General features: G+C 42.1%; 19 protein-coding genes, 2 pseudogenes and 2 riboswitches. Of the genes and pseudogenes, 6 read left to right on the top strand and 15 right to left on the bottom strand.

The window, feature by feature from the left end:
• Window positions 1–156: 156 nt before the first annotated feature.
• Together AAHB12_RS00105 and AAHB12_RS00100 are read left to right on the top strand one after the other, a co-directional pair.
• On the top strand, window positions 157–1,977 hold the full coding sequence (locus AAHB12_RS00105) for a sensor histidine kinase (protein WP_342043923.1): 1,821 nt from the start codon (window positions 157–159) through the stop codon (window positions 1,975–1,977).
• Window positions 1,974–3,563, top strand: coding sequence for a response regulator transcription factor (locus tag AAHB12_RS00100; protein WP_342043922.1), 1,590 nt, complete (start codon window positions 1,974–1,976; stop codon window positions 3,561–3,563). The genes AAHB12_RS00105 and AAHB12_RS00100 overlap by 4 nt, the downstream gene beginning before the upstream one ends.
• A 174-nt stretch (window positions 3,564–3,737) precedes the next feature.
• On the opposite strand, the gene AAHB12_RS00095 is transcribed toward AAHB12_RS00100, so the two are convergent.
• The 9 genes and pseudogenes from AAHB12_RS00095 to AAHB12_RS00055 all read right to left on the bottom strand — a co-directional run bounded on the left by AAHB12_RS00095 (window position 3,738) and on the right by AAHB12_RS00055 (window position 15,949).
• Window positions 3,738–5,036 (bottom strand): ABC transporter substrate-binding protein, encoded by a 1,299-nt coding sequence (locus tag AAHB12_RS00095; protein ID WP_342043921.1) that lies wholly within the window; start codon window positions 5,034–5,036, stop codon window positions 3,738–3,740.
• A gap of 86 nt (window positions 5,037–5,122) precedes the next feature.
• Window positions 5,123–5,500 (bottom strand): annotated as a pseudogene (locus AAHB12_RS00090) (carbohydrate ABC transporter permease); the annotation flags it as partial.
• Window positions 5,493–5,660 (bottom strand): annotated as a pseudogene (locus AAHB12_RS00085) (sugar ABC transporter permease); the annotation flags it as partial. The pseudogenes AAHB12_RS00085 and AAHB12_RS00090, both read right to left, overlap by 8 nt.
• A gap of 57 nt (window positions 5,661–5,717) precedes the next feature.
• Complete coding sequence (locus AAHB12_RS00080) at window positions 5,718–6,731, bottom strand: LacI family DNA-binding transcriptional regulator (protein ID WP_342043920.1); 1,014 nt, start codon at window positions 6,729–6,731, stop codon at window positions 5,718–5,720.
• 398 nt (window positions 6,732–7,129) lie between these two features.
• Complete coding sequence (locus tag AAHB12_RS00075; RefSeq protein ID WP_446715495.1) at window positions 7,130–8,305, bottom strand: CapA family protein; 1,176 nt, start codon at window positions 8,303–8,305, stop codon at window positions 7,130–7,132.
• Window positions 8,306–8,556: 251 nt separating this feature from the next.
• Entirely contained in the window at window positions 8,557–8,748 is a 192-nt protein-coding gene (locus tag AAHB12_RS00070; protein ID WP_129727226.1) for a hypothetical protein, read from the bottom strand.
• Window positions 8,749–9,186: 438 nt separating this feature from the next.
• Window positions 9,187–10,254: an undecaprenyldiphospho-muramoylpentapeptide beta-N-acetylglucosaminyltransferase gene (locus AAHB12_RS00065; protein ID WP_129727227.1), complete on the bottom strand. Its 1,068-nt coding sequence runs from the start codon at window positions 10,252–10,254 to the stop codon at window positions 9,187–9,189.
• Window positions 10,255–10,718: 464 nt separating this feature from the next.
• A complete protein-coding gene (gene metH, locus AAHB12_RS00060) occupies window positions 10,719–14,117 on the bottom strand; it encodes a methionine synthase (protein ID WP_342043919.1) in 3,399 nt (1,132 codons plus the stop codon).
• Window positions 14,114–15,949 carry a bifunctional homocysteine S-methyltransferase/methylenetetrahydrofolate reductase gene (locus tag AAHB12_RS00055; protein ID WP_342043918.1) on the bottom strand — a complete coding sequence of 612 codons (1,836 nt, stop codon included), beginning with the start codon at window positions 15,947–15,949 and terminating at the stop codon, window positions 14,114–14,116. Before AAHB12_RS00055 ends, metH begins: the two co-directional genes overlap by 4 nt.
• Window positions 15,950–16,255: 306 nt before the next feature.
• A riboswitch (SAM riboswitch) is annotated at window positions 16,256–16,368 on the bottom strand.
• Window positions 16,369–16,585: 217 nt separating this feature from the next.
• Window positions 16,586–16,698, top strand: a riboswitch (SAM riboswitch).
• Between the two features lie 76 nt (window positions 16,699–16,774).
• Between AAHB12_RS00055 and AAHB12_RS00050 the strand changes: the two genes are divergently transcribed.
• From AAHB12_RS00050 to AAHB12_RS00040, 3 genes are all read left to right on the top strand, one after another.
• On the top strand, window positions 16,775–17,887 hold the full coding sequence (locus tag AAHB12_RS00050; protein WP_342043917.1) for a methionine biosynthesis PLP-dependent protein: 1,113 nt from the start codon (window positions 16,775–16,777) through the stop codon (window positions 17,885–17,887).
• Window positions 17,884–19,053: a cystathionine beta-lyase gene (metC, locus tag AAHB12_RS00045; protein WP_129727231.1), complete on the top strand. Its 1,170-nt coding sequence runs from the start codon at window positions 17,884–17,886 to the stop codon at window positions 19,051–19,053. The genes AAHB12_RS00050 and metC overlap by 4 nt, the downstream gene beginning before the upstream one ends.
• Before the next feature lie 428 nt (window positions 19,054–19,481).
• Window positions 19,482–19,772 carry an ArsR/SmtB family transcription factor gene (locus AAHB12_RS00040; protein ID WP_342043916.1) on the top strand — a complete coding sequence of 97 codons (291 nt, stop codon included), beginning with the start codon at window positions 19,482–19,484 and terminating at the stop codon, window positions 19,770–19,772.
• 241 nt (window positions 19,773–20,013) lie between these two features.
• Here AAHB12_RS00040 and AAHB12_RS00035 read toward each other — a convergent pair whose 3' ends face one another.
• Window positions 20,014–21,141: a class I SAM-dependent methyltransferase gene (locus AAHB12_RS00035; RefSeq protein ID WP_342044037.1), complete on the bottom strand. Its 1,128-nt coding sequence runs from the start codon at window positions 21,139–21,141 to the stop codon at window positions 20,014–20,016.
• A gap of 11 nt (window positions 21,142–21,152) precedes the next feature.
• Entirely contained in the window at window positions 21,153–21,788 is a 636-nt protein-coding gene (locus AAHB12_RS00030) for an MBL fold metallo-hydrolase (RefSeq protein ID WP_129727234.1), read from the bottom strand.
• 437 nt (window positions 21,789–22,225) lie between these two features.
• Between AAHB12_RS00030 and AAHB12_RS00025 the strand changes: the two genes are divergently transcribed.
• A complete protein-coding gene (locus AAHB12_RS00025; protein ID WP_342043915.1) occupies window positions 22,226–22,399 on the top strand; it encodes a DUF2759 domain-containing protein in 174 nt (57 codons plus the stop codon).
• 191 nt (window positions 22,400–22,590) lie between these two features.
• On the opposite strand, the gene AAHB12_RS00020 is transcribed toward AAHB12_RS00025, so the two are convergent.
• From AAHB12_RS00020 to AAHB12_RS00005, 4 genes are all read right to left on the bottom strand, one after another.
• On the bottom strand, window positions 22,591–23,565 hold the full coding sequence (locus AAHB12_RS00020) for an ROK family glucokinase (protein WP_342043914.1): 975 nt from the start codon (window positions 23,563–23,565) through the stop codon (window positions 22,591–22,593).
• Between the two features lie 10 nt (window positions 23,566–23,575).
• Window positions 23,576–23,779, bottom strand: a complete 204-nt coding sequence (locus tag AAHB12_RS00015; RefSeq protein WP_129727237.1) for a YqgQ family protein — start codon at window positions 23,777–23,779, stop codon at window positions 23,576–23,578.
• 146 nt (window positions 23,780–23,925) lie between these two features.
• Window positions 23,926–25,092, bottom strand: a complete 1,167-nt coding sequence (locus AAHB12_RS00010; protein WP_342043913.1) for a rhomboid family intramembrane serine protease — start codon at window positions 25,090–25,092, stop codon at window positions 23,926–23,928.
• A 572-nt stretch (window positions 25,093–25,664) separates the two neighbouring features.
• Window positions 25,665–26,234 carry a 5-formyltetrahydrofolate cyclo-ligase gene (locus tag AAHB12_RS00005; RefSeq protein ID WP_342043912.1) on the bottom strand — a complete coding sequence of 190 codons (570 nt, stop codon included), beginning with the start codon at window positions 26,232–26,234 and terminating at the stop codon, window positions 25,665–25,667.
• Window positions 26,235–26,272 lie beyond the last annotated feature (38 nt).

The following is a 26,272-nucleotide window of genomic DNA, read 5'->3' as shown; positions in this document are numbered from 1 at the left end:
GACCAAACTGTTTATTGTTAATGAAAAATATCATTCCAGTTTATGCTACAATGAAACAACATATGTATTCTGGAGATTGTTTAAAAAACTTACTAAGGAAGGGGGAGTGGTTAGTTTCGTATCATGTGTTATACAACGTAAACTAACTACAGTAGTATGGGATGGAGTATTCGTAAAAAGCTTATTATTTTTCTAATGATTGTAACGGTCCTTCCTTTTGGATCAGCTATTGCAATCACGTACTATCATACAAAGGAATCCCTTAAAGATCGCTTTGTTTCAACCAATCATGATGTGATTGAAAGTGGAAAACAAGATATTACAACTTATCTGACGGATATCTCACGAATCACATCAGCAATGTATACGTATAGTCCGCTTATGAATGCCTTAAAGGACGGAGTGTCAAGTGATTTAGAAAAAAACGAGCAGGAGGTAAAAAGGATACTCTTATACTTGTATGGTGCGCGTCCAGAAATTGAACAATTATATTTGTATATCCACGAAGGAAAGGACTCGTATACCAACTACCATTGGCATGTAAGCGGCCGTGGGAGAAATGAGGATATCTTCTCGAATCCGTACTATTTCCAGTTAATTACAGACCGGAATTATACGGCCATTGAGCCGCCGCATGATATTTATAGCTATAATAACTTATCTTCTATTCCACAGTCAGAAAAGAAAAAAGTTATAAGTTTTCATAATATAATTAAAAACGTTCCAGCTGAAGATTTCTTAGGTTTTTTGTCTATTGATATTAATCTTTCGCAGCTCAGTGCGATTGCTGATCGTTTATATACAAAAGAAGCAGAAGATTTCTATATTATGAATGAAAATGGAGTTATCATGTACTCCTCTGAGGAAAAGCTAATCGGAACAGAAAATACTCAAACATGGTTTCAGCATGTGAAAAAGGCACCTTTGTCAAGTCATAGCTTGGAATGGAAAGATAAGCAGTTTTCTGGTGTGATTGTGTATGAGAGGTTTTCCGCACCATTTCAAGAATGGTACATTGTAAAAAGAATCCCTTATAATCTCCTATATCAAAGCGCTAGAGAAACAGCCTTTATTAATATTTTGATTGGTCTTGTTACATTGGTTATCGTTGTGTTGGCTACAATGTTCATTTCCTTCAAGTTCACTTCACCGATTAAAGTATTGATCGCAAATATGAAAAAGGTGGAAAAGGGTGAATTTCAAGCTGATTTTGATTCCTTAGGAAACGATGAATTTGGGATGCTAGGCAGGCATTTCAAATTAATGATTGCGACGATTAATGACTTGATTCAACGTGAGTATAAATTGGAGCTTGAAAATAAACGCTCACAATTACGGGTATTGCATTCACAAATTAATCCGCATTTTTTGTATAATGCCCTTCAGTCTATCGGTACGTTAGCTTTAAAGCATAAAGCAGTTCAAGTATACGCCTTGTTAACTTCTTTAGCGAAGATTATGAGATATAGCTTGAACATGAAAGACGATATTGTGCCGCTCAAACAAGAAGTGCAGCATGTGAAGGATTACTTGGCTCTGCAAAAGCAGCGATTTGGTGAGCAGCTTCTATATGAACTGCATATACAGCCAGAATTAGAAGATGTTTTTGTGCCGAAAATGATATTGCAGCCAATTGTAGAAAATTGCTTCAAGCACGGGTTTGATCAGCAACTAGAAACAGCCTTTATTCGTCTGGAAGCTCAATTACAGGAGCACGAAATCGTTCATATCAATATAACGGATAATGGAAAAGGAATGAATAACGAGCAGGTCACAAGGCTAGAGCGAGAATTGCTTGAACAGCTTCCTGCTGACGCAAAGCAAGGTGAGTCTATTGGTTTAAAAAATATCTATGACCGATTACAGATTTACTATAGCCACGAAGCAAAAATGAGGATTACGAGCGACGAAACAAATGGATTTACGGTTACAATTGAGTTACCAAAACTCTTAAACAAGGAGGTGCACTCCTCATGAAGGTATTAGTTGTAGATGATGAACAACATGTGCGAGAAGGGATACGGTTGCTAGGAGATTGGGAGCGGTATGGCATTGATGAAATTTACGAAGCTGCAAATGGTGAAGAGGCACTCTCTCTCATTCAAACATATAAACCGGATATCATTTTTTCAGATATGAAGATGCCAAAGATGGATGGCATTGAGCTGCTAGAGAGAATCAAGAAACAGCACCCAACATGCAAGACTATTTTTGTAACTGGATATGATGACTATCACTATATGAGAAAAGCCATTCACTTTGGAAGCTTTGATTATATTTTGAAGCCCATTGACCCAGAAATTTTAAATCAAACGCTAGAACATGCAGTAATCGAATGGAAAAAGGAAGAGGCGGAGCGAAAGAAGCATCAAAGCAGTCATCAATTGATCAATGAAATGAAGCCAATATATCGGGATCGAATGCTTACTAAGTTTATAAACAACGATACAATTAAGGACAACCTGTATGAAGAGTTCGGATTTCATTTATCTCAGGACTATACGGCAGCTCTTGTTAGAGTCAGCGGCAAAAGCATCGCGAACTTTCAAGGAGATCGCGATTTAACCTACTTTACGATCTTGAATGTCATTAATGAAATCGTAACAAAATATGAATGCGGCATTGGTTTTCGTTACTTATCCAATAAAGGTGAAGCGGTTATTATATTTTGGGATAAATTTGCGCAAATAGACGAATTGCTCGTACATATCTATCAGACCTTAAAGACCGTACTTTCTGTGTCTTGTCCGATTGCTCTAGGAAACCAAGTAGATCAAAGCTCCAAATTGATTGATTCTTATCATCATGCCAAACAGCTTTTATTAAACAGTAATATCTTGAGTACAAATGAAGAAAAAATCTATATACACAAGCTTCCAGTTGATGCTGATGTAAAAAGTTTAATGGCGTATTCTTCTGATATTGAATTGGCGGTCCAAGCTGGCGAAATAAGTGCATTTCAGGAAGTCATTGAGCGCATTACAAAAGATTTTACGCAAGATGGTTTTTTATCATTCAAACAGCTTATCCATTTTGAAAAAGAATATCAAATTATCAGTAATACGTGGACTAAAAAATATGGACTTCCCTCCCCTGCAACAGATGATGTTGCCGAATACATTGATGTATTTTTCGACCAAAACGGTACCTTTCAATTAGAGAAGTATATTGCAAGGAAGACGCGGGAGGTTGCTCTCTTTTTAACTAGAGTAAAACGACGGTCAATCCCAAAAAACATCAACATTATTTACGACATTGAAAAATACCTTCAGGCTAACTTTGATCGAGATGTGAAGCTTCAGGAGATAGCTGAACGCTTTTACTTAAGCCGGGAGTATATCTCGAGGAAATTCAAGCAAGAATTCAAGGAAAATATTTCGGACTATATTGTAAAAATTCGAATGAATCGAGCAAAAGCCTTGTTAAAGAACAAGGACTTTAAAATTTATGAAATCGCCCATATGGTTGGATATCAAGACGATAAGTATTTCCGTAAAGTGTTTAAAAAGGTTGAGGGGATTACTCCAAACGACTATCGCTCACTTCTGTTTGAGTCCAAGTAACAGATACCACTAGAAAGAATAAAGAAAGCTTGCTGATTGGCAAGCTTTTATTCACAATTTGTTTCTAACTGGATGAAATATGAAAATGGACCATCATAGAAACGCTTCATGTTTGTCGCGTTCTCTACGGTGGTCCATTTTTTATGAGGCCGGCTTAAAGGGCCTTAGAACAGATTACTTCTTCAACTTAGCCCAAGTAGCGTCAAACGCTTTCAAAGTATCTTCCTTAGATGCTTTTCCAGCAATATATGTCTGCATGCTTGCAGCAAAGTCATGGTTTGCACCCTCTGGGAATTTTGCAAACTGCCAAGAGAATGTTTTTCCTTCCTTAGAGTATTTCACAAGCTCCGCACCTAATGGTCCGATATCAGATGCTTTTGCTTCAATTGTTTTAAATGCTGGGATATATTTAAAATCCTCCACCATTGCTTTCTTTCCTGCTTCAGATGATACTAACCAATTTAAAAATTCCTTGGCTGCTTTTTTATCTGCATCAGGTGCGCCTTTGTAAATTACCCAACTGTTTGGAACATCAACAGCCAATTTATCAGAAACTGCTGCGTCATCACTAAGAGGCATTGGAAGAATCCCTACATCCATATTTGGATTTAGCTTATCAAGCATTGGCTGAATCCAGTTTCCTTGTTGAATCATCGCAGTTTCGCCGCTCGCAAATGATGTAACTTCTGTGTTATAGTCTGTTGTTAATGGATTTACGTTTCCATATTTCACTGTTAGGTCTAGTAAATCCATAAATTTTAAGAACTGTTCGTTTCCGGCAATCTTAGCTGTACCTTCGTTTAATCCCTTAATGAAGGCATCAGGATCTTGTTGTGTTGCAAATGGAATATTCATACCGTGGTTCCCTAACACCCACCACTCTGCATATCCTACAGCGAATGGAGTAATCCCCGCAGCCTTCAGCTTCTTCGCCGCAGCCTCTAGCTGAGAATATGTTTTAGGTAATTCTGTAATACCGGCCTTTTTGAATAATTCTTTATTGTAAATAAAGCCATAGCCTTCTAGGCTCGCAGGCTGTCCATAAATTTTGCCGTCCATTGTCATGGGCTGCAATGCGCTTTCATACGCATCCTTTACCCACGGTTGATCGGAGAGGTCCTCTAATTTGTCCTTCCATGTTTGCGCTTGTTGATACCCTTCGTTCGTAAAAATATCCGGTGCGTTTCCGGAGGCAAATTTTGCTTTTAATGCCGCTGCCGCATCTGCGCCGCCGCCCACTGTTTGCAGATTGAACGTTACATTTGGATGCTCTTTTGTATACTTCTCTGTTAACGCTTTCAATTGATCGGCAATTTCAACCTTCCCCTGAAACAGGTCAATGACTACTTTATCACCTTTACTGCCTGCTGTATCTGCTTTCCCATTTGTTGTCTTACCGTTAGAACAACCTGCTGCTACAACCAAAGATAATGATAATACACCTGCTGCGAATGGAAACTTTTTCATAATCATTCTCCCCCTATTTAAATATCTCTCTAATTTATCTCCACCCTATACCTAGATAGGCCAGGGTATCAACCAATGGAATGTGTTTGTCATTATTTAATAGAGCCACTTGTGATGCCTTTGATAATGTGCTTCTGCATGGAGAAGAAGAAAATCAGTAATGGAATAATGCTAATGACAAGTGCCGCTAGCGCCAAATCCCATTGCTTTGTATATTGGCCGAAGAAGAAGAACGTCGCTAACGGTATTGTTCGTAATGCTGGGTCTTGCAGGACAAGCATTGGCAGTAAAAAGTCATTCCAAATCCATAAGCTGTTCAAAATGATGATTGTAACGGTAATCGGTTTTAATAACGGAAAGACAATTCTCCAAAAGACGCTAAACGGTGAACAACCGTCAATAATCGCCGCCTCTTCTAGCTCAACAGGAATTCCTTTCATAAAGCCGTGGTATAAGAAGATGGCCATTCCAATCGGTAAAGGCGTAATACATACCTGTGAAAAATGGAATTAATACGATGAGAGCAAAAGCTAAAAAGGCTGGCCCAACAAATAAGGCAAACAATCCTGCACGTCTGATTTTTCTCTGCGTACTTGCGGTATTACGTAGTTCCGAGCTTTTCGCCTCCATTGGTTTTACACCATCAAACTTATTTTGGCTACTCACGAAGCCATCCCCCCTATCACTTTATGAATCAACACTGAGATCTTTAGTTAATCTTGTTGATTTTCGGATAACTAATTCCAAGGGGAACTGGATTTCATGTGGTGTGGATTCCTCTTTATGAGCAAGGCAACGGAGCATCTCCTCCATAGTATATTTTCCAATTTCATTGATAGGCTGCCTAATGGTGGTAAGGTCAACTACTTCAGCAATTTCTTGGTCATCAAAACCTATTACTGCAAGGTCCTTTGGAATATGTAAACCTTGTATCCTCGCTTCTAAAATAATGCCGGCCCCAACCTGATCACTTCCGGCAAAGACCGCATCCGGCCGATTTTCCATAGACACTATTCGTTTGACTACCTGCCTGCCATCCGCAATATCGAAAATATTTTGAAATACCCACTCTTCATATACAGGCAATCCAAATTCCTTCATAGCCCTTCGATACCCGATTTCCCTATCACTGGTTAACTCGCTGGCGCCTCCGCCTGAGCAGTATGCGATCCTTTTATAACCCTGCTCGATGAGATGGCGTGTTCCCGCGTAACTGCCGGCAATTTGATCGCCATATACTTTTGGAACCGATGCCGTTTTGACGTACTCATTGCATAATAAAATAGGACCAAACGATGTATAGGCTTTAATATCCTCCCAATCATTTTCTATCGCGGTTAAAATAACGCCATCCACTTGCTTGGTCTTTAATAAATCAAGAAATTGGAGTTCCTTTTTCTTATCGTTCCTTGTTTGGCAAACAAGAAGCTGCATATTATGTTCAGTTGCCGCTGTATCAATTCTTTCTAGAAGATGTGCGAAAAATGGGTTTGTTAATACCGGGATAAGTACGGCAATCATGTTTGTTTTTTGACTGCGTAACCGTTGTGCTGCAGAGTTAGGATAATAATTAAGCAGCTTCATAGCTTCATGTACACGTTTCTTCTTATCGTCTGATACATGAGGATAGTGATTTATCACTCTGGATACAGTTGATCTTGAGAGACCGGTCAATCGAGCAACATCTTCAATTGTAGCCAAGTTGTTCCCCTCCCTTCTTCTCGCATCTTCTAATTGAAATTATTTTTGAGATCGATTTCAATAAGGTGCTTTTTATAATCGCTCCTATTGAAAGCGATTACAAAAATATTGTAGTTGATTTTGAAATCAATTTCAAGATAATTATGTTAATAATTTTTTACTCTCTAAAAGATTTCTCTGTACGTGTATATCCTTACAATCTCCAATTGGATTCCAGTTGGAAATCTATCTTTCACTTTAAGAAAGTATAAATTCCCAGCAAGAAGTGAATTCGACGGAGTAGGGAGCTTTAGGAATACAGTATAAAAAATGCACCTCCGAGTACAGACTGTGTTTATATTTGAATAGGGCTGTCTCAAAAGAAGAATACTATATCTTTTGAGACAGCCCTATTTGTTTTATTTTGCAATAGTTCGTTTATTTACGATGTTTCCATCACCCGTAATCTCAACATCATAGGAAATAGACTGTAAATATTGATACATCGCAGCCTTTTCTTGTCCATCAATTGGCTGAATCTGGTTGCCGCGAATGACGTACGGCGAGAACGACATTTTAATATCCTTCCCCTTAAAGGTAAGTGTTAACACACCTGTTTCAGCAGAATGTTCCTTTACATAATCTGGAAACAAGAAGTTTCCAAGCGAATACGCGACTGGAACCCCATTGTAGTATTCAAAGCCCTGCAGCCAGTGCGAATGGCTTCCCACAATTGCATTTGCCCCTGCTTCTGTCATCTTTGCGACATATTCCTTTTGATAAGCAGCTGGTGTACTTGTCCGCTCTACTCCCCAGTGCATATATACAATCAGATAATCCGCATCGCCTTTTTGTTCTTTAATTGTGTTTGTTACGACATTTAAATCGTAGCCGCCAGCCACGCCAGGAGTTGTGTCCGTTGCTGTCCAGTTTGCGAACGGCATAAAGCGGACAAACGAAAGAAACTTAATTTTCTTCCCCTTAATGGTAACTTCCTTCGCCGTATAGGCCTCCGCAGCATTCCGCCCTACTCCGACATACTGCAGACCAGCTCCTTCAACATTTGCAATAGAGTCAAGTAATCCTTCTCTGCCGTAGTCTAATGAATGGTTATTCCCTAAGGATACAATGTCATAACCTGTATTTTTAATGGCAGTAATGGTTGCTGGATCACTTTTAATCCAAAACTTTTGACCTGGTACTCTTTGATTGCGCGTAGTAAATGACGTTTCCAAGTTCACAAAAGCATAATCAGCACTTTCAATTTGCGGCTTGACATATTGAAAAGGAAAATCTGCTCCCTTTTGCGCTACAACAGAACGCAGTGCCCAATCAAACATCGTATCCCCTGAAAAGACGAGTTTAATTTCGGGCTCCTCTTGCACAACGGGGGGCTTAGGTACTGGTGCTTCTGTTTTTACTTCATTTACCACAGCTGTTGTACGCTCAACACCAGCCAGTTTCTTTCCGCCTGCACTATACCACCACGAAATTCCTCCTGCGGCAACAGCTATAGAAGTTAAAAAAATAGAAAGTAACAGCCTTATCTTCTTTTTCTTTCTCCTCTTCCTCGTTCTGCTTCGTCTCGGAATCATGTTCAATACCCCTTTTTTTATTCTTTAAAACTATTATTAGCATAACATAAAAGCGGGTAACAGAATACGAGCTTAATATTTCATATATGTAACAGAATATGGAAAAAACAAACTACTAACTGCATTTTCCGTCAGAAAATAGTAGAAGCGAAGAATACCATCTGAAAGGAACGATATGCAGCATATTGCGGCATATCGTTGAATGAGGAGGAATTCCACAAGCACTGATTAAAGCAGGGAAAAGCAAACTATTATAAACGATGTTCTCCTAGACTTTGCTTTCCATACAGCTTTTCTGATAAAATAGATAACTCTGCTGCAAGCTCTAATCTCTTTAGCTTTCTTTCATGTAAAAAAGGGCTGATTGTACAAAATAAAAAACTTCCAATATAAGTTAAAATGCATAAAACAACAATAATATTTTCAAAGAGATAAATTCCCATATCTTACACTCCTCTACACTCACCTAGGCCAGAAAACATTGAACAGACAAAAGGTGTCGATTCCATACTTTATTTATTCATGTATAGTACAATCGACTGTTCATCGCCCCTTGTCTCTGCATGATATCATGGTGAAATGAATCGGAATTCCCCATTAAATATCTTTATTGTAGCATACATCCTTGCACGGTTCGACTATTTTTTCCTTTTTACGACCCTTCCCTGTGCAGATGATATGAATTGGAACGGCTTATGAAATGTGAAATAAAAGAGCTAAAAACAGCGAAAACTCGCCAATTGGCGAGCCCTGCTCTTCGGCGAAGACAGAGGTGTAGTTGTACTTATAATATATTCCTAAAACTCCCATATATGTCGAACTCACTTTCATCTGGAGTTTTATATCCTATCAAGGCACGAAAAAAATGACCTTTTAAAAGGTCATTTTTTTCGTGCTTTCTCCAGATAGCCCATAATCTCCTCTAGACAGTTTTCTGCAGAATAGCGGAGCATATTCTCTTTATAACGAAGTCGGTTTTTCTGAACATGCTGCACCGCTTCCAGTAGCGTATCCTTTTCCAGATTCTCCTCATACAGCACGTGGCAATATCCCATTTTCTCAAATGCCTGCGCATTTAAAATTTGATCTCCTCGGCTGGCCGCTTTTGAAAGAGGAATAAGGATCATCGGTTTCTTCAATGTGAGAAATTCAAAGATGGAGTTAGAGCCGGCGCGTGAAATCACGAGATCAGCTGCAGCCAATACGTCAGGGAGTTCGCTGCTTATGTACTCAAACTGCCGATAGCCCTCAGTTCCCTCTAAACTTTCATCCTTATTCCCTTTGCCGCATAAATGAACAACCTGATAGTGTTGTAATAAATCAGGCAAAGCCGCTCTAACTGCTTCATTGATTCGTTTTGCACCTAGGCTTCCGCCCATCACAATGATAATAGGCTTACGCATGGTAAAGCCAAGCAGCTCCAAGCCTGTTTCACGATGGCCTTTCAACAAATCCTCCCGAATAGGTGAGCCAGTGTAAATTACCTTTTCCTTTGGAAGATGCGCCTTCGCCTCCTCAAAAGTCACGAAAATTTTCGTCGCAAATCGAAGGGCAATTTTATTAGCTAACCCTGGTGTAATATCCGATTCATGCAAAAATACCGGCACCTTGTTAAGCCATGCACCAATTACGACCGGAACGGATACAAACCCGCCTTTCGAAAACACAACATCCGGCTTATGTTTTCGGATGAGGGCATATGATTCCATAACACCCATCATTACTTTAAATGGATCCTTAAAGTTCTTGAGATCAAAATATCTGCGCAGCTTTCCGCTTGAAATCCCTGTATACGGGATGCTCGCTCCTTCTACAATTCCTTTTTCAATGCCATCTTTTGAGCCGATATAATGAACGTCCCAGCTACGTTGCTGTAACTTCGGAATGAGCGCTAAATTTGGCGTTACATGCCCGGCAGACCCTCCGCCTGTAAACACGATTTTTTTCACGTTGGCAGCTCCTTTATGAACAGATTTCCTTCTCCATTATACTATATGGCGTCAACTTGCAAAGCTTTTATTCCTTCAAAGGACTTCCTTGAAGCGAAGACAGGAGCGCTTCTGCCTATTTTTTGCACTGTAGGAAAGGATAACTTTCCAGCTAGAAGTAAACTCGACGTAGTCGGAAATCCTAGGAATACAGTATAAGTAAGGCCCGCCAATCGGCGAGTTTTCTTTAATAAGATAAGAAAGTATAGCTTTTCGGGGAGATGTCTAGCTCCCAAGACCCAAAATGGCAGACCTCGGGCTGAACCTCTGCAAAAGGCAAAAAGCGCCTTTTACTCCGGCCCACCCCCCCTACGCTGCCATAAAAGGCGGTCCTTGTCCGCTTTTCTTAATAAATGTACGATAAAACAAAAAGGCTTCGCAGGGGAAGCCTTTTTGTTTTATCTATGTTATAAATTGTATTCCGTTTAGATTACGCTGAAATAGCTAGCCTTCGGATGCGCAAATACCATCGCTGTAACAGATGCTTCTGGCTCCATCATATGTCCTTCCGTTAATTGAATTCCGATTTCCTCTGGTCGAATTAAGCGGAATAGCTTTTCTTGATCGGACAATTCTGGACAAGCCGGATAGCCGAATGATACACGAATACCTTGATATTTCGCACGGAAGCGCTCATCCATTGTCATGCTTGCCGGGTCTGGGAAGCCCCAACGGTCGCGAATAAGCATGTGCGTCCGTTCTGCCAGTCCTTCCGCTAGCTCAAGCGCCAATGATTGAATTGCATGGCTGCGTAAATAATCGCCTTTTTCCTTCCATTTGTCTGCCACTTCTCTTACTCCTGCTCCAACAGTTACAGAGAAAAATGCCACATAGTCCATTTCGTCTCCAACCGGGCGTAAATAATCGCCAAGCGTACGGTACGGTGCCTTCATTTGTCTTGGGAACGTGAATGTTTCAAGCACGCGAGACGTATCCTCTGGGTCATAAATAAGAATCTCCTGGCCGTTGCTTTGTGCTGGGAAGAATTGATACACAGCTTGCGGACGAAGCCAAGATTCGCCTTGCTGCAGCAATTCATCAATTAAATCGTTCAACTCATGCGTCCGCTTGTCGCCCTCTTTTAGCAGCTTTTTCACTTGCCCTTTCACACCAAGATGGTGACCAAGCAGCATTTGACGGTTTACAAACGGTCCCACATGAGATGCTGGAATATCACGAAGTACAACGCGTCTTGTAGAATTCGGGACCATCACTGGTGCTGGCGGAAGCTTCTCGATTTCCTTTGGAATTTCTACAACCTTTTCTTCCTTCACAACAATCGTCTGCAGCTTTTCCTGCTTTTGCTGCGCCATCTTCTCCCGCTCTTCCTCATGCTGCAGGCGATTCGCAAGATCCAAACCGTTCATCGCATCGCTTGCGTATAATACAAGACCTTCATAGGACGGAGAAATACGCGTTTCCGTAAATTTACGTGTAAGCGCCGCACCGCCTACTAAGATTGGGATATGAATATCAGCAGCCTTTAAGTCCTCAGCTGTTAATACCATCTGTTGTGCGGATTTTACGAGAAGCCCAGACAAGCCGATAATATCAGGCTTATGCTCCTTCGCCTGCTGCACAAGCTGATCAGAGCGGACGTTAATGCCAAGATTCACAATTTCAAAACCATTGTTAGCTAAAATAATTTCAACAAGGTTTTTACCGATATCATGAACGTCTCCCTTAACTGTTGCAAGCATGACCTTACCTTTTTTCGAAACCTCTGAAGTTTCCATATGCGGCTCTAAGTAGGAAACAGCTGCCTTCATGCTTTCCGCACTTTGCAATACCTCAGCAACAATTAGCTCGTTGTTATTGAATAAGCGGCCAACCTCGTCCATACCTGTCATGAGCGGTCCGTTTACAATATCAAGCGGCTTACGGCCTTCATCAAGAGCGATTTGTAAATCATCATATAGGCCTTGCTTCGTTCCTTCCACAATGTAGCCTGACAGACGCTCATCAAGCGTTAAGCTTTCACGAGAAACCTCTTCCTTTTTCTTAGCCACACGGTAGAATGCCGTAAACTCTTCTAGCGTTGGCGTGCTTGTTTCAAATAGAAGACGATCGCTTAGCACCTTTTCTTCATCTGGGATAGAAGCGAAACGCTCTAGCTTTTCGGTGTTAACAATCGCGTAGTCAAGTCCAGCCTTCGTACAATGATGCAAGAACACAGAGTTTAGTACTTCACGCCCAGCAGGAGGAAGACCGAAGGAGATATTACTTACACCGAGAATCGTTAAACATTCTGGCAAAGCTTCCTTAATGATGCGAACACCTTCTACTGTCGCATTTGCTGAACCAATATATTCCTCATCCCCTGTTCCAACTGGGAACACAAGCGGGTCAAAAATAATATCAGACGGACGGATGCCGTATTTAGTCGTTAATAAATCGTAGCTGCGCTTTGCAATTTCAAGCTTCCGCTCTGCGCTAACTGCCATCCCCTGCTCATCAATCGTACCGACAACAAGAGCAGCACCGTATCGTTTCGCAAGCGGCACAACCTTTTCAAAGCGTTCTTCCCCATTTTCTAGGTTAATAGAGTTGATAATCGCTTTTCCTTGTGAATACGTTAAGGCGCGTTCAATAACCGCTTCGTCAGTAGAATCGATCATAAGCGGGGCTTTGATCATTTTTGTGACATATTGCAAAAACGTCTCTATATCCTGCATTTCGTCACGGTCCGGGTCCGCCATACAAACATCGATTACGTGAGCATTTCGTTTCACTTGGGCGCGGGCAATTTCAGCTGCCTCCTCAAACTTTCCTTCCGCAATCATACGTTTAAATGCTCTAGATCCGATAACGTTTGTCCGTTCTCCAACAAATAAAGGACGCATAGAATCATCGTATTGCAATGACTCTAAGCCACTGACAGCATGTCCGGGGCGAGTAGTTTTCTTGCGCGGCGCAGACTGCTCCAGCGCTTCCTTCATCGCACGAATATGGTCCGGCGTTGTACCGCAGCAGCCGCCAACAATATTTACCCAGCCTTCGTCCGCAAATGCTTTTACTTTATGAGCGAGTGATTGCGGCGACTCATGGTAATGTCCGTCCTCATCCGGCAAACCGGCGTTTGGATAACAAGAAATATAGCACTCGGAAAGCGTATCTAAGGAACGGATATGATCGCGCATGAATTCTGGTCCCGTTGCACAGTTCAATCCAACAGACAGCGGCTTTAAATGTTCAATGGAGAGATAAAACGCCTCAATCGTTTGACCCGCAAGCGTCGTTCCCATTGGCTCAATCGTTCCAGAAATCATAAGCGGAACTTTCACATCAAGCTCCTCAAATGCTTTTTCAATACCGATGCAGGCAGCCTTTACGTTACGCATGTCCTGACATGTTTCAACTAAAAGCAGATCTACCCCGCCGCGCAATAAGCCGCGTGCTTGTCGATGATAGGCCTCGATTAGCTCATCAAATGTAACACCACCCGTTACGCTGATCGCCTTTGTTGTTGGGCCCATTGCACCGGCCACGTATGCTTCCTTGCCGCACTCTTCTACAGCTTGCTTTGCGAGCTTTGCTGCAATCACGTTCAGCTCTTCATCTAGGTGCTGCAGATTATAGTCGCTGAGTACGATATTTGTCGCACCAAATGTGTTTGTTTCAATGATGTCAGTGCCAGCTTCTATATATGCCTTATGAATATTGACAATCACATCAGGGCGCGTCATTACCAAATATTCGTTACATCCTTCATATTCCTCACCGCCGAAATCATCCGCGTTCAAGTCTGCGTCTTGAATCATTGTCCCCATCGCACCGTCTAATAGTAAAATGCGTTCTTCAAGCGCTTGTTCGATTGGTTTCATGCGTTCAATTCCTCTCTTTGCTCTTGTTTTTGTCTCACATAGCGGACGAGCGTTTCCGTCATTTCATATCGTAAGAAAGGCGTAATTAAATAAATGCCTTTAAACAGCTTCATTGCTTCCTCTACCAGCTCCTCTGAAAGACGGATGCCTTCCTTAGCAGCCTCCTGCGGCGTCACATGACCATCCATGCGTTGTCGCACTTCCTCAGGTAATGTAATACCTGGTACTTCATAATGGAGAAAATCTGCATTTTTCTTGCTTACAAGCGGCATAATTCCAATATATATAGGCTGCTCGAGATGTTTTGTCGCTTCATATGTTCGATGAAGCACATCCAGATCATAAACTGGCTGCGTTAAGAAATAATCCGCACCCGCTTCGATCTTCTTCTCCATTCTTCGTACAGCTGCATCCACATGACGTACATTTGGGTTAAAGGCAGCTGCTACTGAGAAGGTTGTCGCTTGTCCAATCGTTTTTCCTAACGGAGAACGTCCCTCGTTCATTTCCTTAATCATGCGAATCAGCTCAAAGGAAGAAACATCATATACAGATGTTGCTCCAGGGAAATCCCCGACTCTCGCAGGGTCACCTGTGAGCGCAAGCACTTCATTAAGGCCTAAAGCTGATAATCCAAGCAAATGGGATTGCAATCCGATTAAATTATGATCACGGCATGTTAAATGCGTCAGTACCGGGATATCGTTACGAGCCAAAAGCGCGCCCATCGCCATATTGGAAACACGCGGACTAGCTAGTGAATTATCAGCAAGCGTGACCGCATCCGCTCCTGCACGTTTTAGTGCCTTTGCTCCTTCAAAAAAGAGCTGCGTATTCAGCGTTTTCGGCGGATCCAGCTCAACGATAATCGTCGTATCCTTTTTAGCTTTTTCCGCTAGGGTAGCCTTCTGGATTGAAGGCGCCTCTTTCACAACAACAGGAGCCGGACGAGCATGACGCTCTTTCTCAAGAACAGGTGCCGCATTTGCAAGCACTTGCTTCATCGCTCTTATATGCTCAGGCGTTGTACCGCAGCAGCCTCCTAAAAGGCGCACTCCCTGCTTCACAAACTGCTCGGCTGTATCCTCAAAATATTTTACAGTTCCCTCGTAAGTGTAACGACCATCTGCATATTTCGGCAAGCCTGCATTTGGATATGCAGATAAATAGCCTTTTTCTGGAATAGACATCAATTGGAGTGATTCAATCATATGAAGCGGGCCAAGGCGGCAGTTAAGACCTACCACATCCGCTCCTTGCTCAAGGAGCTCAGCTAGAATTATTTCCGCATATGTTCCGCTTTGTGTAAGTCCCACTTCATGTAAAGCAAGCTGCGCGATAATCGGTACATTCGTTTCTTTTCGTAAAATACGAAGTGCGTGCAGCAGCTCTGTTTCATCGTAAAATGTTTCAAGCAGGAGGCCGTCTATACCTTCTCCAAGCAAGGCATTCGCCTGCTCCACAAGCATAAATTCACGCTCTACGTCGTTAAGCGTAACGCCGCCGATATGCTTCATACCGCCGATTGTTCCAATTATCAACGTCTCTGCATTCGCTGCCCGTTTCGCATTTTGTACAGCTGCACGGTTGATGCGGGATACTTGATCTCCCAGACCATGCATACGAAGCTTGCCTTCGTTCGCTCCATACGTATTCGTTTGAATTACGTCCGCACCCGCTTCTACATATTGCCGATGAATATCGATAATACGCTCTGGATCTGTTACATTCAGCTCCTCAAAGCAGCTTTGCAGGCCACGCGAATATAAAAGTGTTCCCATCGCACCGTCACCAAGTACGACGCCTCCCTTTAATCTCTCTAACAACCTCATTCTCTTCCCCTTCTTTCTCTAATCAATGTATGTGTAGCTCCGTTCCCGGAAGGAAAATACTATAAGAAAAGCAGACGTGGTCCATCCCTGCTCCTGTAGCAAAACAACCCAAGCGGTTCGGCTGGAGTTAACTGACGGAAATACTCCTTAAGCTCTTCTCTGCTACCAGTGCTTTTGTTCTTACTAGTAGAAGGATTATTTTGCAAAAAGAAGCAGACCGCAATAGCTTGACAATACTCGAAACATATACTCTCGGATTTCAGTAAGAAACCCCCTCTTCAGACAGAAAGAGGGGGTTTGATGTCCCTCTTATCATCCAGAACAGATTCGTTCTGCAGGTGTTAGCACCGTTTCAAGCATACAAGCTTGAAGGTTGCCGGGCTTCATCGGGCCTTTCCCTCTGCCTCTCTCGATAAGAGCATTATATTTTCATCTAAGGTTATGATAACATAGAAACGGCATTATCGTCTTCATATAGCAAATCCCAATTTTCACTTAATTTAGCATGTGTACTGGAGTGAAGTCAATGGCATTTTTTGAAATCAAAGAATTTACGGAAGATTATAAAAAGGGAATTGATTTTTATACTGTATTTAGTATAAATTATATAAGGGACTTACAATTTTATAATTTTTTCTCTTATCAAGAGAGGTCGAGGGAACTGGCCTGACGACGCCTCAGCAACCATTAACATGCAGTTAAAAAGGTGCTAACTCCAACAAATTCTAACAGAATTTGAGAGATAAGAAGGTATTCTCACCGAGCACAAAGCCTTCTTTCACAACAAAGAAGGCTTTTATTGTTTATTAAAGGAGGAACTGCACTATGTATTCACAAGAAACGAAACTAGCTCAAATTGGAAACCGCAGCGAAACAGCTACAGGAGCGGTTAATCCGCCTGTTTATTTTTCTACTGCTTATCGTCATGAAGGAATTGGACAATCTACTGGCTTCGATTATATTCGCACAGGAAATCCAACAAGAAAAATTTTGGAGCGCGCCATCGCTGATCTAGAAGGCGGCGATCAAGGCTTTGCATGCAGCTCTGGCATGGCTGCGATTCTTGTTGTTCTCTCTCTGTTTAAAACAGGAGATGAAATGATTGTATCTAAGGATTTATACGGCGGAACGTACCGTTTATTTACAGAGCATGAAAACAAATGGGGTGTTCGCTTTAAGTATGTTGATACGCATAACCTAGCGGAAGTAGAAGCAGCAATTTCCGAGAACACAAAGGCTGTATTTGTGGAAACTCCTACCAATCCTTTAATGGAAGTAACTGATATCGCGGCTGTCGCGGAAATCACGAAAAAACATGATCTTCTTTTAATTGTAGATAACACATTCTATACGCCAGTGCTGCAACAGCCACTTTTACTTGGCGCAGATATTGTAATTCACAGCGGCACAAAGTATCTCGCTGGACATAACGATGTATTAAGCGGTTTGGTTGTAGCAAAAGGCGAGGAGCTATGTCAGCAAATTGGTTATTACCATAACGCATCCGGTGCTGTATTAAGCCCGTTTGATGCTTGGCTTGTGATTCGCGGAATGAAAACATTGGCTCTTCGTATGAAGCAGCACGAAGCAAACGCAAAAGCGATTGCGGCATTTTTAGAAGATGCTGAAGGCATTACAGATGTCTTATATCCAGGACAGGGCGGTATGCTTTCCTTCCGTGTAGCCGATGAAAGCTGGGTGAATCCACTCTTACAGTCCTTACAGCTTATTTCCTTTGCTGAAAGCTTAGGTGGTGTAGAAAGCTTGATGACCTATCCAGCTACACAAACACATGCGGAGATTCCAGAAGAAATTCGCTCTGCTCGCGGTGTTTGTAACCGCCTGCTTCGCTTCTCTGTCGGAATTGAAAGCGCAGAGGACCTCATTCAAGATTTAACGCAAGCTCTTGTCGCAGTGCGCGAAGGGGTGAAAGCATGACAAAGTACGAGCAAGATACACTGTTAATTCACAATGGCTTTAAATATGATGCAGGAACAGGGGCGGTCAGCGTCCCGATCTACAATTCCTCTACATTCCATCAGGTGGATGTAGACTCCTTTGGAAAATACGACTACAGCCGCTCCGGCAATCCGACGCGCGAGGTGCTGGAAGAAACAATCGCGCTTTTGGAAGGCGGCGTAAGAGGCTTTGCATTTGCATCCGGCATGGCGGCAATTTCGACTGCTTTTCTTCTCTTATCACAAGGAGACCATGTTGTGATTACTGAGGATGTATACGGCGGAACATTCCGTGTTGTAACAGAGGTGTTAACACGCTATGGCATCAGCCATACATTTGTTGATATGACTGATATAGCGCAGGTAGAGGCAGCAATCCAGCCGAATACAAAGGTCATCTATATGGAGACGCCTTCTAATCCGCTTTTGAAAATTACCGATATTCGCGCAATATGTGAACTTGCGAAAAAAGCCGGCGCGTTAACATTTGTAGATAATACCTTCTTAACGCCACTTTCGCAGAAGCCGCTTGAGCTAGGAGCCGATATTGTACTTCACAGCGCAACAAAGTTTCTTGCCGGACATAGTGACGTAATGGCAGGACTTGCAGTTGTAAAGGATGAAGAATTGGCAAAGCGCTTCTACTTTTTACAAAATGCGTTTGGCGCAATTCTTAGTCCACATGATTCCTGGCTTGTGCTGCGCGGCCTTAAAACACTTCATGTGCGTCTGCAGCACTCTGTTGCAGCAGCTGAGAAAATTGCCGAGTATTTACAAACTCATCCAAAAGTGAAGCGTGTCTACTATCCAGGTCTTGCTGATCATCCAGGACGTGATATCCAGTTTGCGCAAGCAACGGATGGCGGTGCTGTTTTATCGTTTGAGCTTGAAAACGAAGAAGCGCTTCGTCAATTCCTGGCACACGTTAAGCTTCCTGTGTTCGCAGTCAGCCTTGGCGCTGTAGAATCAATTCTTTCATATCCTGCTAAAATGTCGCACGCTGCGATGGGACAAGAGGAACGAGAAAAACGCGGTATCTCTGCTTCTCTTCTTCGCTTGTCTGCAGGACTTGAAAATCCAAATGATCTTATTCGCGACATCGATCAAGCCCTTGTGGCAGTTGAAACTTCAGCTGTATCGCTTTAATCAAAAACCCGGGGAAACCCGGGTTTTTTTACGCACTTTAAGAAAGTATAAATTTCTAGCTGGAAGACAATTCGACGTAGTAAGAAATAAGTGCAACTACGCCTCTGTCTTCGCCTAACGGCTCGCCAATCGGCGAGTTTTCTTTATATTATCCTGCTTTAGGAATAGAGTAACAGGCAGAGAATACCCAACCTCTTTCCCGATATTCACAGCGGAAAGGTTAGAATGAGTAGATTTGGTTAGATTTATTTAAATTGTTTTTATATTCCTATTTTCCTAGTTTATATAAACTCTCTTTACAATTCTTTCTCTTTTTTTACTTTTTCTTTATTTTTAAATTTTTTTTTTGCAAAAACTATTTTTTTTATCGTAAAATTTTGTTATGTATATTCTATGCTGTACTTGCAGTATATCCGGAGGTGGACGAAATGTTAGAAATGTTTCAGGAAGAATTAGAAGTTTATGAAAATAATGCCGAGTTATTAAAGGTTCTTGCACATCCTGTACGTCTGTGCATCGTGAAGGGATTGATTGAGAGAGGTCCTAGCAATGTATCTACCATGTATACTTGTTTAAATATGCCGCAGTCTACAATTTCACAGCATTTAGCTAAGCTAAAAAGTGCTAAAATCGTGACAAGTGAACGAAAAGGGTTGGAAATTTACTATGATGTACAAAATGAAAAAATACTTCAGCTCATTCAAGTAATGTTCCACTAAGAAAAAACAAAAAGACCATCTAGTGTTGTCTAGTCTTATTTTTTTATCTTAATGTACAGATGATTATAGTATAAAAGCGCAGAGCTCGTCTCTGCGCTTTTATTACGCTGTAAAAAAGTATAAATTCCCAACTGGAAGTTCATTCGACGTAGTGAAGAATTTTAGGAATACAGTATAAGGGCAACTATGCCTCTTCTTTCGCTGGTTACACGATCAGAGAGAGGAGATTCTTGTACTTTAGCTACAACGATGCGGAGCAAACAGTAAAGTCCATATAACGCTCTAGCTCCAACTGCGGAATCCCCTTTTGCTGAATCATCACATCGAAGGCATCGCTCATTCCGCCGCTCAAAATTAAAGAACGAATGGCGCGATTTTGCTTGCTTGCTTCTGAAAAGGGATTTCTGTCCTGATGATTCACAAGATGCTGTAAAATCCCCGTGCTAAGGAGAAAGGAACGCTGTTTCATTCGAAGCATTGTATGCAATCCCGCTGCCTCCCCTGCAAGCTGCAACTCGTCCCAGTGAATATGAGCTGTCAAATCCATCTCTCCAGGACACTCAAGCGGATTGCGAACGAGCTGGTGTTCATAATATCCGCGTAAGCTGCCTTCTCTGCGGCTAGGATGCATCCATTCGTCATTTGTGTAACCATAATCAACAGTCACGAACACAGCCCGTTTTACGCGTCCGCTGAGCTCCTGTACAAATCGCCCCATCGCAAGTGGAATTTCAAAACGCTGCCCGTTTTTCAAATGCAAACGATGCCTCTCCAAATACTGAAGAATTTCTTTCTTCTGCAACGGATGGATGACCTCCTTCAAGTGTCGGTCCTTAAGGCTTACAGATACTTCGTACAGCATATCATTCTGCTGCTCTACCACATCTACAGGAAACGCATCATATAGCTCGTTGGCAAATACAACTCCTTCAAATTCCTTAGGTATATCGACAAAAGAAGCATACTGCGTTACATTCGCAAACTGTGACAGCATCTCTAGCTGTACCTTGCGATGATAAGGACTTGCTTCAATGATAAGATAGCGCAGCTTTGAAAAGGATTGAGGATCACTTGTCCTCCACTCGGTCAATACATCGCGGGCAAACCTGCCTGTGCCCGCTCCAATCTCGCAAATGATTGGCGGTACAACCCTATCTGATACAAGACGCATGAAAAACCGAGAAAACTGCTTAGCAAATAAAGAAGATACATTACTGCTTGTGAAAAAGTCTCCTGCTCTCCCTATCTTTTCCTTCTCTTTCATATAGTACCCGTATTCGGGATGATAAAGGGCAAGTTCGATAAACGTACTATAGGGAATCCTATTTCCTTCCTGCTCTCGCATCGCTTCCTTCAAAATCTCCTGCATCATGTCTCTCCTTATTTCAAAAACGGATTATTCGCTTTTTCAAAGCCAATGCTCGTCTTAGGACCATGGCCGCTCAGCACTGCTGTATCATCTGGTAATGAGAAAAGTTTATTTTCAATACTCATCATCAGTTCATTAAAGCTGCCTCCCGGTAAATCCGTTCGTCCAATACTCATTTGAAATAAAGCATCTCCGGAAAACACCGCACCGGCTTCTTTACAGTAATACGAAACGCTTCCTGGAGAGTGTCCAGGTGTCTCTAGAATCGTAAACGTAAATGAGCCAATTGTGAGCTCTCCCTCCCTTTCAATCAGACGATCTGCGGGCTTTGCTGTAATCTCGCGGTTCGTCATAAATAGGTACGAGCCATTTAATTCGGGATCAGACAGCCAATATTGCTCTTCTTTATGTAAATAAACAGGAATCTTATAGGCGTCACGCACATCATCCACTGCGCCGATATGATCAAAATGGGCATGTGTTAATAAAACAGCAAGCGGTGTTAACCCCTCCTGCTGTAAGTAGCTAATAAGTTTTTCTCCTTCATGCCCTGGATCAAAGATAACGCACTCCTTTTTATCATTACGCAGCACATATGCATTTGTTTGCAGCGGTCCTAAGGGAAGCTGTCTCCATTTTAATTTCATGTATATTTCCTCCAAATCTATCTTTTACTCTCATGATACACCATTTTTTCTTTACATGGAACGACAGAGAAAAACGGAATTAATCCTGTTCGCTCATGTAGTAACAATAGTGCAGTTCGGACAGATTATTCCAGAAGGCTGTTTTTATATCACTTTATGAGAGAGGATAAATTTCTAGCTGAAAGCCAATTCGACGTAGCGCAAAATTTTAGGAATACAGTATAAGTAGGGCTACGCCTCTGTCTTCGCCCAAAGGCAGGGCCCGCCAGTGGCAATTACCAATTACCTCAAGGTCAAAAGTGCCCTGTGTGTAAGAGCTACATCATTGTTAACGGTTTCACCTCGACATTTTTTTGGAAACCATGTACAATGAAAAGAAAGGGAAGATTTTTACAGTTTTCATATGCAAAGAAGCGGAAGAGCAGAGGGGGATATATATGGGTCTCGTAGTGATTTTCGCGCTAGTAACATTACTGAGCGTGTTCTCGACGCTCAAAACCTTGAAAAACAAGAATATGCTGGGGATAGCATTCTCTGCGGCAACTCTTCTTGTTTTCGGCTGGTTTACTATCATGACTATACTCAATAACGGTTACCCGCCGGCACATTAATGAGAAAGGCTCCCTGAAGCTGCCTATGAAAACCCTGCTTAGGAGCTGCACATTTCTTCAGCTATACGAAAAGGGCTCTGATTGAATCAGAGCCCTTTTCGTATAATGTTTTACGACTGCATGTTTGTTATGTCTCTATACATGATGTAAGTGTAACTACACATCCGTCTTCGCCAATCGGCGAGCGTTCGTTACAATTTTGCTATTTTTGTTTTTACTAACCAAGCGCCGCCAATCACACCCGCATCATTGCCAAGCGTAGCAATCGCTAACTTTGTACTTTTTGCAACGCGAGGAAATGCGTACTTTTCAAAGTATTTCTGTACCGGCTGCAGCAATACATCTCCAGCTTTTGATACGCCGCCGCCGATTACAACCTTTTCTGGATTTAAAGCATTGGAGAAGTTTGCAATAGCCAGTCCTAAGTAGAAGGCTACGCGGTCAAGGATGCTTTGCGCAAATGCATCTCCGTTCCGCGCAGCATCAAATACATCCTTTGCAGTGACTGTGCCCGCCTCATTCCATCTGTTGCGAAGCTCACCCTCTTCTTTGCTGTTTTGAAGCGCTTCCTTCGCTAAACGTACAATACCTGTTGCAGATGCGACTGTTTCTAAACAGCCAGTTTTTCCACAATTACATGGAGCCCCGCCTTCAGGAACAACAGTAATATGTCCAATCTCACCGCCTGCTCCGCTTACACCATGGACAACCTCTCCATTAGCGATTACACCGCCGCCGACTCCCGTACCAAGCGTCACACATACGATATCCTTCGCACCTTCTCCGGCACCTTTCCACATTTCACCGATAGCCGCAATATTTGCATCATTATCCACAACAACAGGAAGTCCTGTTTCTACTTCAAGCAAATCTTTGAGCGGATAATCCTTCCACCCTAAATTGATTGCCTCGTAAATCAAGCCTGTTGCCATATGTACTGGTCCTGGCGCTCCCATACCGAGACCTGCAAGTTTACTCTTTTGCTCTCCCAGTTCTTGCAGCTTTTCATCAATCGCCTTTGCGATATCAACAGTGATATACTTCCCCTTCTCGCTAATATTCGTCGGGATTTCCCATTTATGTAGAATCTCGCCATAGACGCTAATAAATGCTAACTTAATTGTTGTGCCCCCAAGGTCGACACCTACTAACCATTTCTCCTGCATAACGCACCCCTTAATGTAATTTGTCTTTTTGTTTTTGCATTTCCTGTCTGAGAACAAATGAAGCCGCTTCATAGATTGTTGCTTCAATAAGCTTCGCCTCATGCAGTTCATGTAATTCGTCCGCCATCAATTCTAAATCGGCAACACGGTCTCCGGTATAAATGATGGTCCCGAATTTCTTCAATAATTGTTGAATGTCGTAAATGGATGTCAACGCTTCACCTTCCTTCGTGCATCCTATTATAAGAAAACGTTCCCATACCCATTATAAAAAGAACAGCGGGAAGCGTCAATTTCCTCTATGTCCATTACGCACATTTATTTAAAATTCGACATTTTCTCTCTGCTTTCCTGCTTCCTTTACAGCACACCATTCCCTTTCAGGTGCAGACCATAAAACAGCAGAATGCTGACAAACAGAAGCGCAATGAGCATCGCGGCTGCTTTGTGAAGGAGCGATCCCTTTTTCCCTGGAACATGTACCATAACGGTTGCCAAAAATCCCCCGATTAAACCGCCGATATGCCCTGCATTATCAATGCCGGGAACAGCAAATCCAAATAACAGATTGATTCCAATGAGAGTTAGAACACTTTGCATCATTGTTCTAGAAAATACCTTAGCATACGATGCAGCAATATATAAGAGTGCCCCAAAACATCCAAAAATGGCTCCAGATGCTCCGGCAGCTACAGCGTTTGAAGATACAAAGCTCAAAAGACTGCCACAAAAGCCTGCAAATAAATACACAAATAAAAATCTTATATTTCCTAAAATCCGCTCAACCTGACTCCCCACATAATAAAGTGCCACTGTATTCATCAAAAGATGCAAGAGACCAATATGCAAAAACATCGGCGTAAAGAATCGCCACCATTCTCCTTGTAAAATAAGGGGATTATATTTGGCGCCAAACGCAATGAGCGTTGCTATATTTGTACTGCCGCCAGCATATTCCAATACTCCAAATAAAACAATTTGAATCGCTACAAATAGCTTGGTAATGAAGGGACGAGCATAATTTAAAATATGCTGCTGCTTGTTCTTCAATTTCAAAAAGCCGTCTAGCTGAGACCGTAATGCCTCCGCCGGCTTCTCCTTCAAGGAATATATAATGGCAGCCTCTTCATCGCTCATTTTCAGTGACATCTGCATAAAATCAGCCTGGCGCTTTTCATTATATTCGGTAAAGAATACAGTTCTAATAAACACGCGGCTGTTTTCATCCGCAATTGCAGCCTGCCAATCATCCAATGGCTCAAATCGTGAAACATAAATGTTATATACCTTTTTCTTTCCTCGGAATCGTTGAGCCCTCATCCGCTCCAGATGTTTCAAATCCTCTCTCACCCAGCTGCTCCAATCCACATCATGGCGCTTCAAACGGACAATCACATTGCTTTTAAGCGCTGGAGATTGCAGCCATGCTTCCCCTTGTTCCTCAGAGTTATGCAGGATTTCATACTTATGTAAACATACAAGACTATACAGAAGCGCCCAATATAAGGAATCCTGTTGTTGATGCAAGAAACCCCCTCCAATTCCTCTTTTTGTCCCACTATAGGAAAGTAGAAATTTCCAGCTAGAAGTAAATTCAACGTAGTCGGAAATTTTAAGAATACAGTATAAGAGCAACTACGCCTCTGTCTTCGCCTAACGGCTTGCCAATCGGCGAGTTTTCTTTTCACTGTAGGAAAGATAAATTTCCAGCTAGAAGTAAATTCGACGTAGTCGGAAATTTTAAGAATACAGTATAAGGGCAACTACGCCTCTGTCTTCGCCTAACGGCTTGCCAATCGGCGAGTTTTCTTTAGTGTATTATAAAACGTATGCAAGATGTCTCTGAATCAGGCGCATGTGACAAAAAAAGACAAATCTCCCAGGTGATTTGTCTTTTTGAAATATTCTGTTGTAAAACAGGCACCATTGTCTAGTCCATGAGCATCCCTTTTTCTAAAACATCTTTGAACCACTATCACCTACGCTTCATGAAATGGAAGTAGGGGTACTTTTTCAGCAGAAATCCTGCTTCGTTCTAAGTAAAGTAAGATATAGCTATTTCATATGATATTATAAGTGAATTAGAAGGGAGTCATACATTATAAGCTGCTGTATACTTGCGACTCTGTTACAATTTTCTGTACGTGTTTATCATGCTCATCCATTGGTATAGAAGGAACAAGCTGTGCAGAATAGGCAAGTGCGATCGTATGACCGCTGTAATGAGGTAAAAATCGGTCATAATAGCCTCCACCGTATCCTAAACGATCTCCTTTTTCCGTGAATGCGATGCCTGGCATAATGAGCAGTTCAATCTCATCAGCAGAGATTTCTTTCGTACGAGCTGGAATCGGCTCTCTTAGGTTCATATAGACTTTCTCCAAATCATCCCAGCTTCGTATTTCACGAAACGTCATTGTTCTAGAAAGCCGATCACATTTTGGTGCAGCAACTCTTTTTCCTTCCTGCCAAGCACGTTCAATCATCTCATATGTCGAAACCTCTTCATCCACAGAAATTGTAATCCCAATAGTGTGTGCATACTGCCACTCATTCAGCTCATATAAACGACCGGCAATTTGCCCAGACCATCTCTCTCTCTCTTCCTCTGACATACACATGATGCGCTCCCTTATTTGCTTCCGAAGCTGTTGTTTAATCTCACTCATCTCGCACCTTCCTTTTGTAAAGAAAACTCGCCGACTGG

The organism is Bacillus sp. OTU530, assembly GCF_038440375.1.
This window is presented reverse-complemented; position numbering and strand designations above follow the sequence as displayed.

Coding starts and splice junctions, on each gene's coding strand:
- AAHB12_RS00105 (WP_342043923.1), top strand. CDS start 157: ATGGGATGGAGTATTCGTAAAAAGCTTATTATTTTTCTAATGATTGTA.
- AAHB12_RS00025 (WP_342043915.1), top strand. CDS start 22,226: ATGGGTCTCGTAGTGATTTTCGCGCTAGTAACATTACTGAGCGTGTTC.
- AAHB12_RS00035 (WP_342044037.1), bottom strand. CDS start 21,141: ATGCAGGAGATTTTGAAGGAAGCGATGCGAGAGCAGGAAGGAAATAGG.
- metC (WP_129727231.1), top strand. CDS start 17,884: ATGACAAAGTACGAGCAAGATACACTGTTAATTCACAATGGCTTTAAA.
- AAHB12_RS00005 (WP_342043912.1), bottom strand. CDS start 26,234: ATGAGTGAGATTAAACAACAGCTTCGGAAGCAAATAAGGGAGCGCATC.
- AAHB12_RS00030 (WP_129727234.1), bottom strand. CDS start 21,788: ATGAAATTAAAATGGAGACAGCTTCCCTTAGGACCGCTGCAAACAAAT.
- AAHB12_RS00070 (WP_129727226.1), bottom strand. CDS start 8,748: ATGGGAATTTATCTCTTTGAAAATATTATTGTTGTTTTATGCATTTTA.
- AAHB12_RS00075 (WP_446715495.1), bottom strand. CDS start 8,305: ATGATTCCGAGACGAAGCAGAACGAGGAAGAGGAGAAAGAAAAAGAAG.
- metH (WP_342043919.1), bottom strand. CDS start 14,117: ATGAAACCAATCGAACAAGCGCTTGAAGAACGCATTTTACTATTAGAC.
- AAHB12_RS00100 (WP_342043922.1), top strand. CDS start 1,974: ATGAAGGTATTAGTTGTAGATGATGAACAACATGTGCGAGAAGGGATA.
- AAHB12_RS00050 (WP_342043917.1), top strand. CDS start 16,775: ATGTATTCACAAGAAACGAAACTAGCTCAAATTGGAAACCGCAGCGAA.
- AAHB12_RS00095 (WP_342043921.1), bottom strand. CDS start 5,036: ATGATTATGAAAAAGTTTCCATTCGCAGCAGGTGTATTATCATTATCT.
- AAHB12_RS00055 (WP_342043918.1), bottom strand. CDS start 15,949: ATGAGGTTGTTAGAGAGATTAAAGGGAGGCGTCGTACTTGGTGACGGT.
- AAHB12_RS00040 (WP_342043916.1), top strand. CDS start 19,482: ATGTTAGAAATGTTTCAGGAAGAATTAGAAGTTTATGAAAATAATGCC.
- AAHB12_RS00020 (WP_342043914.1), bottom strand. CDS start 23,565: ATGCAGGAGAAATGGTTAGTAGGTGTCGACCTTGGGGGCACAACAATT.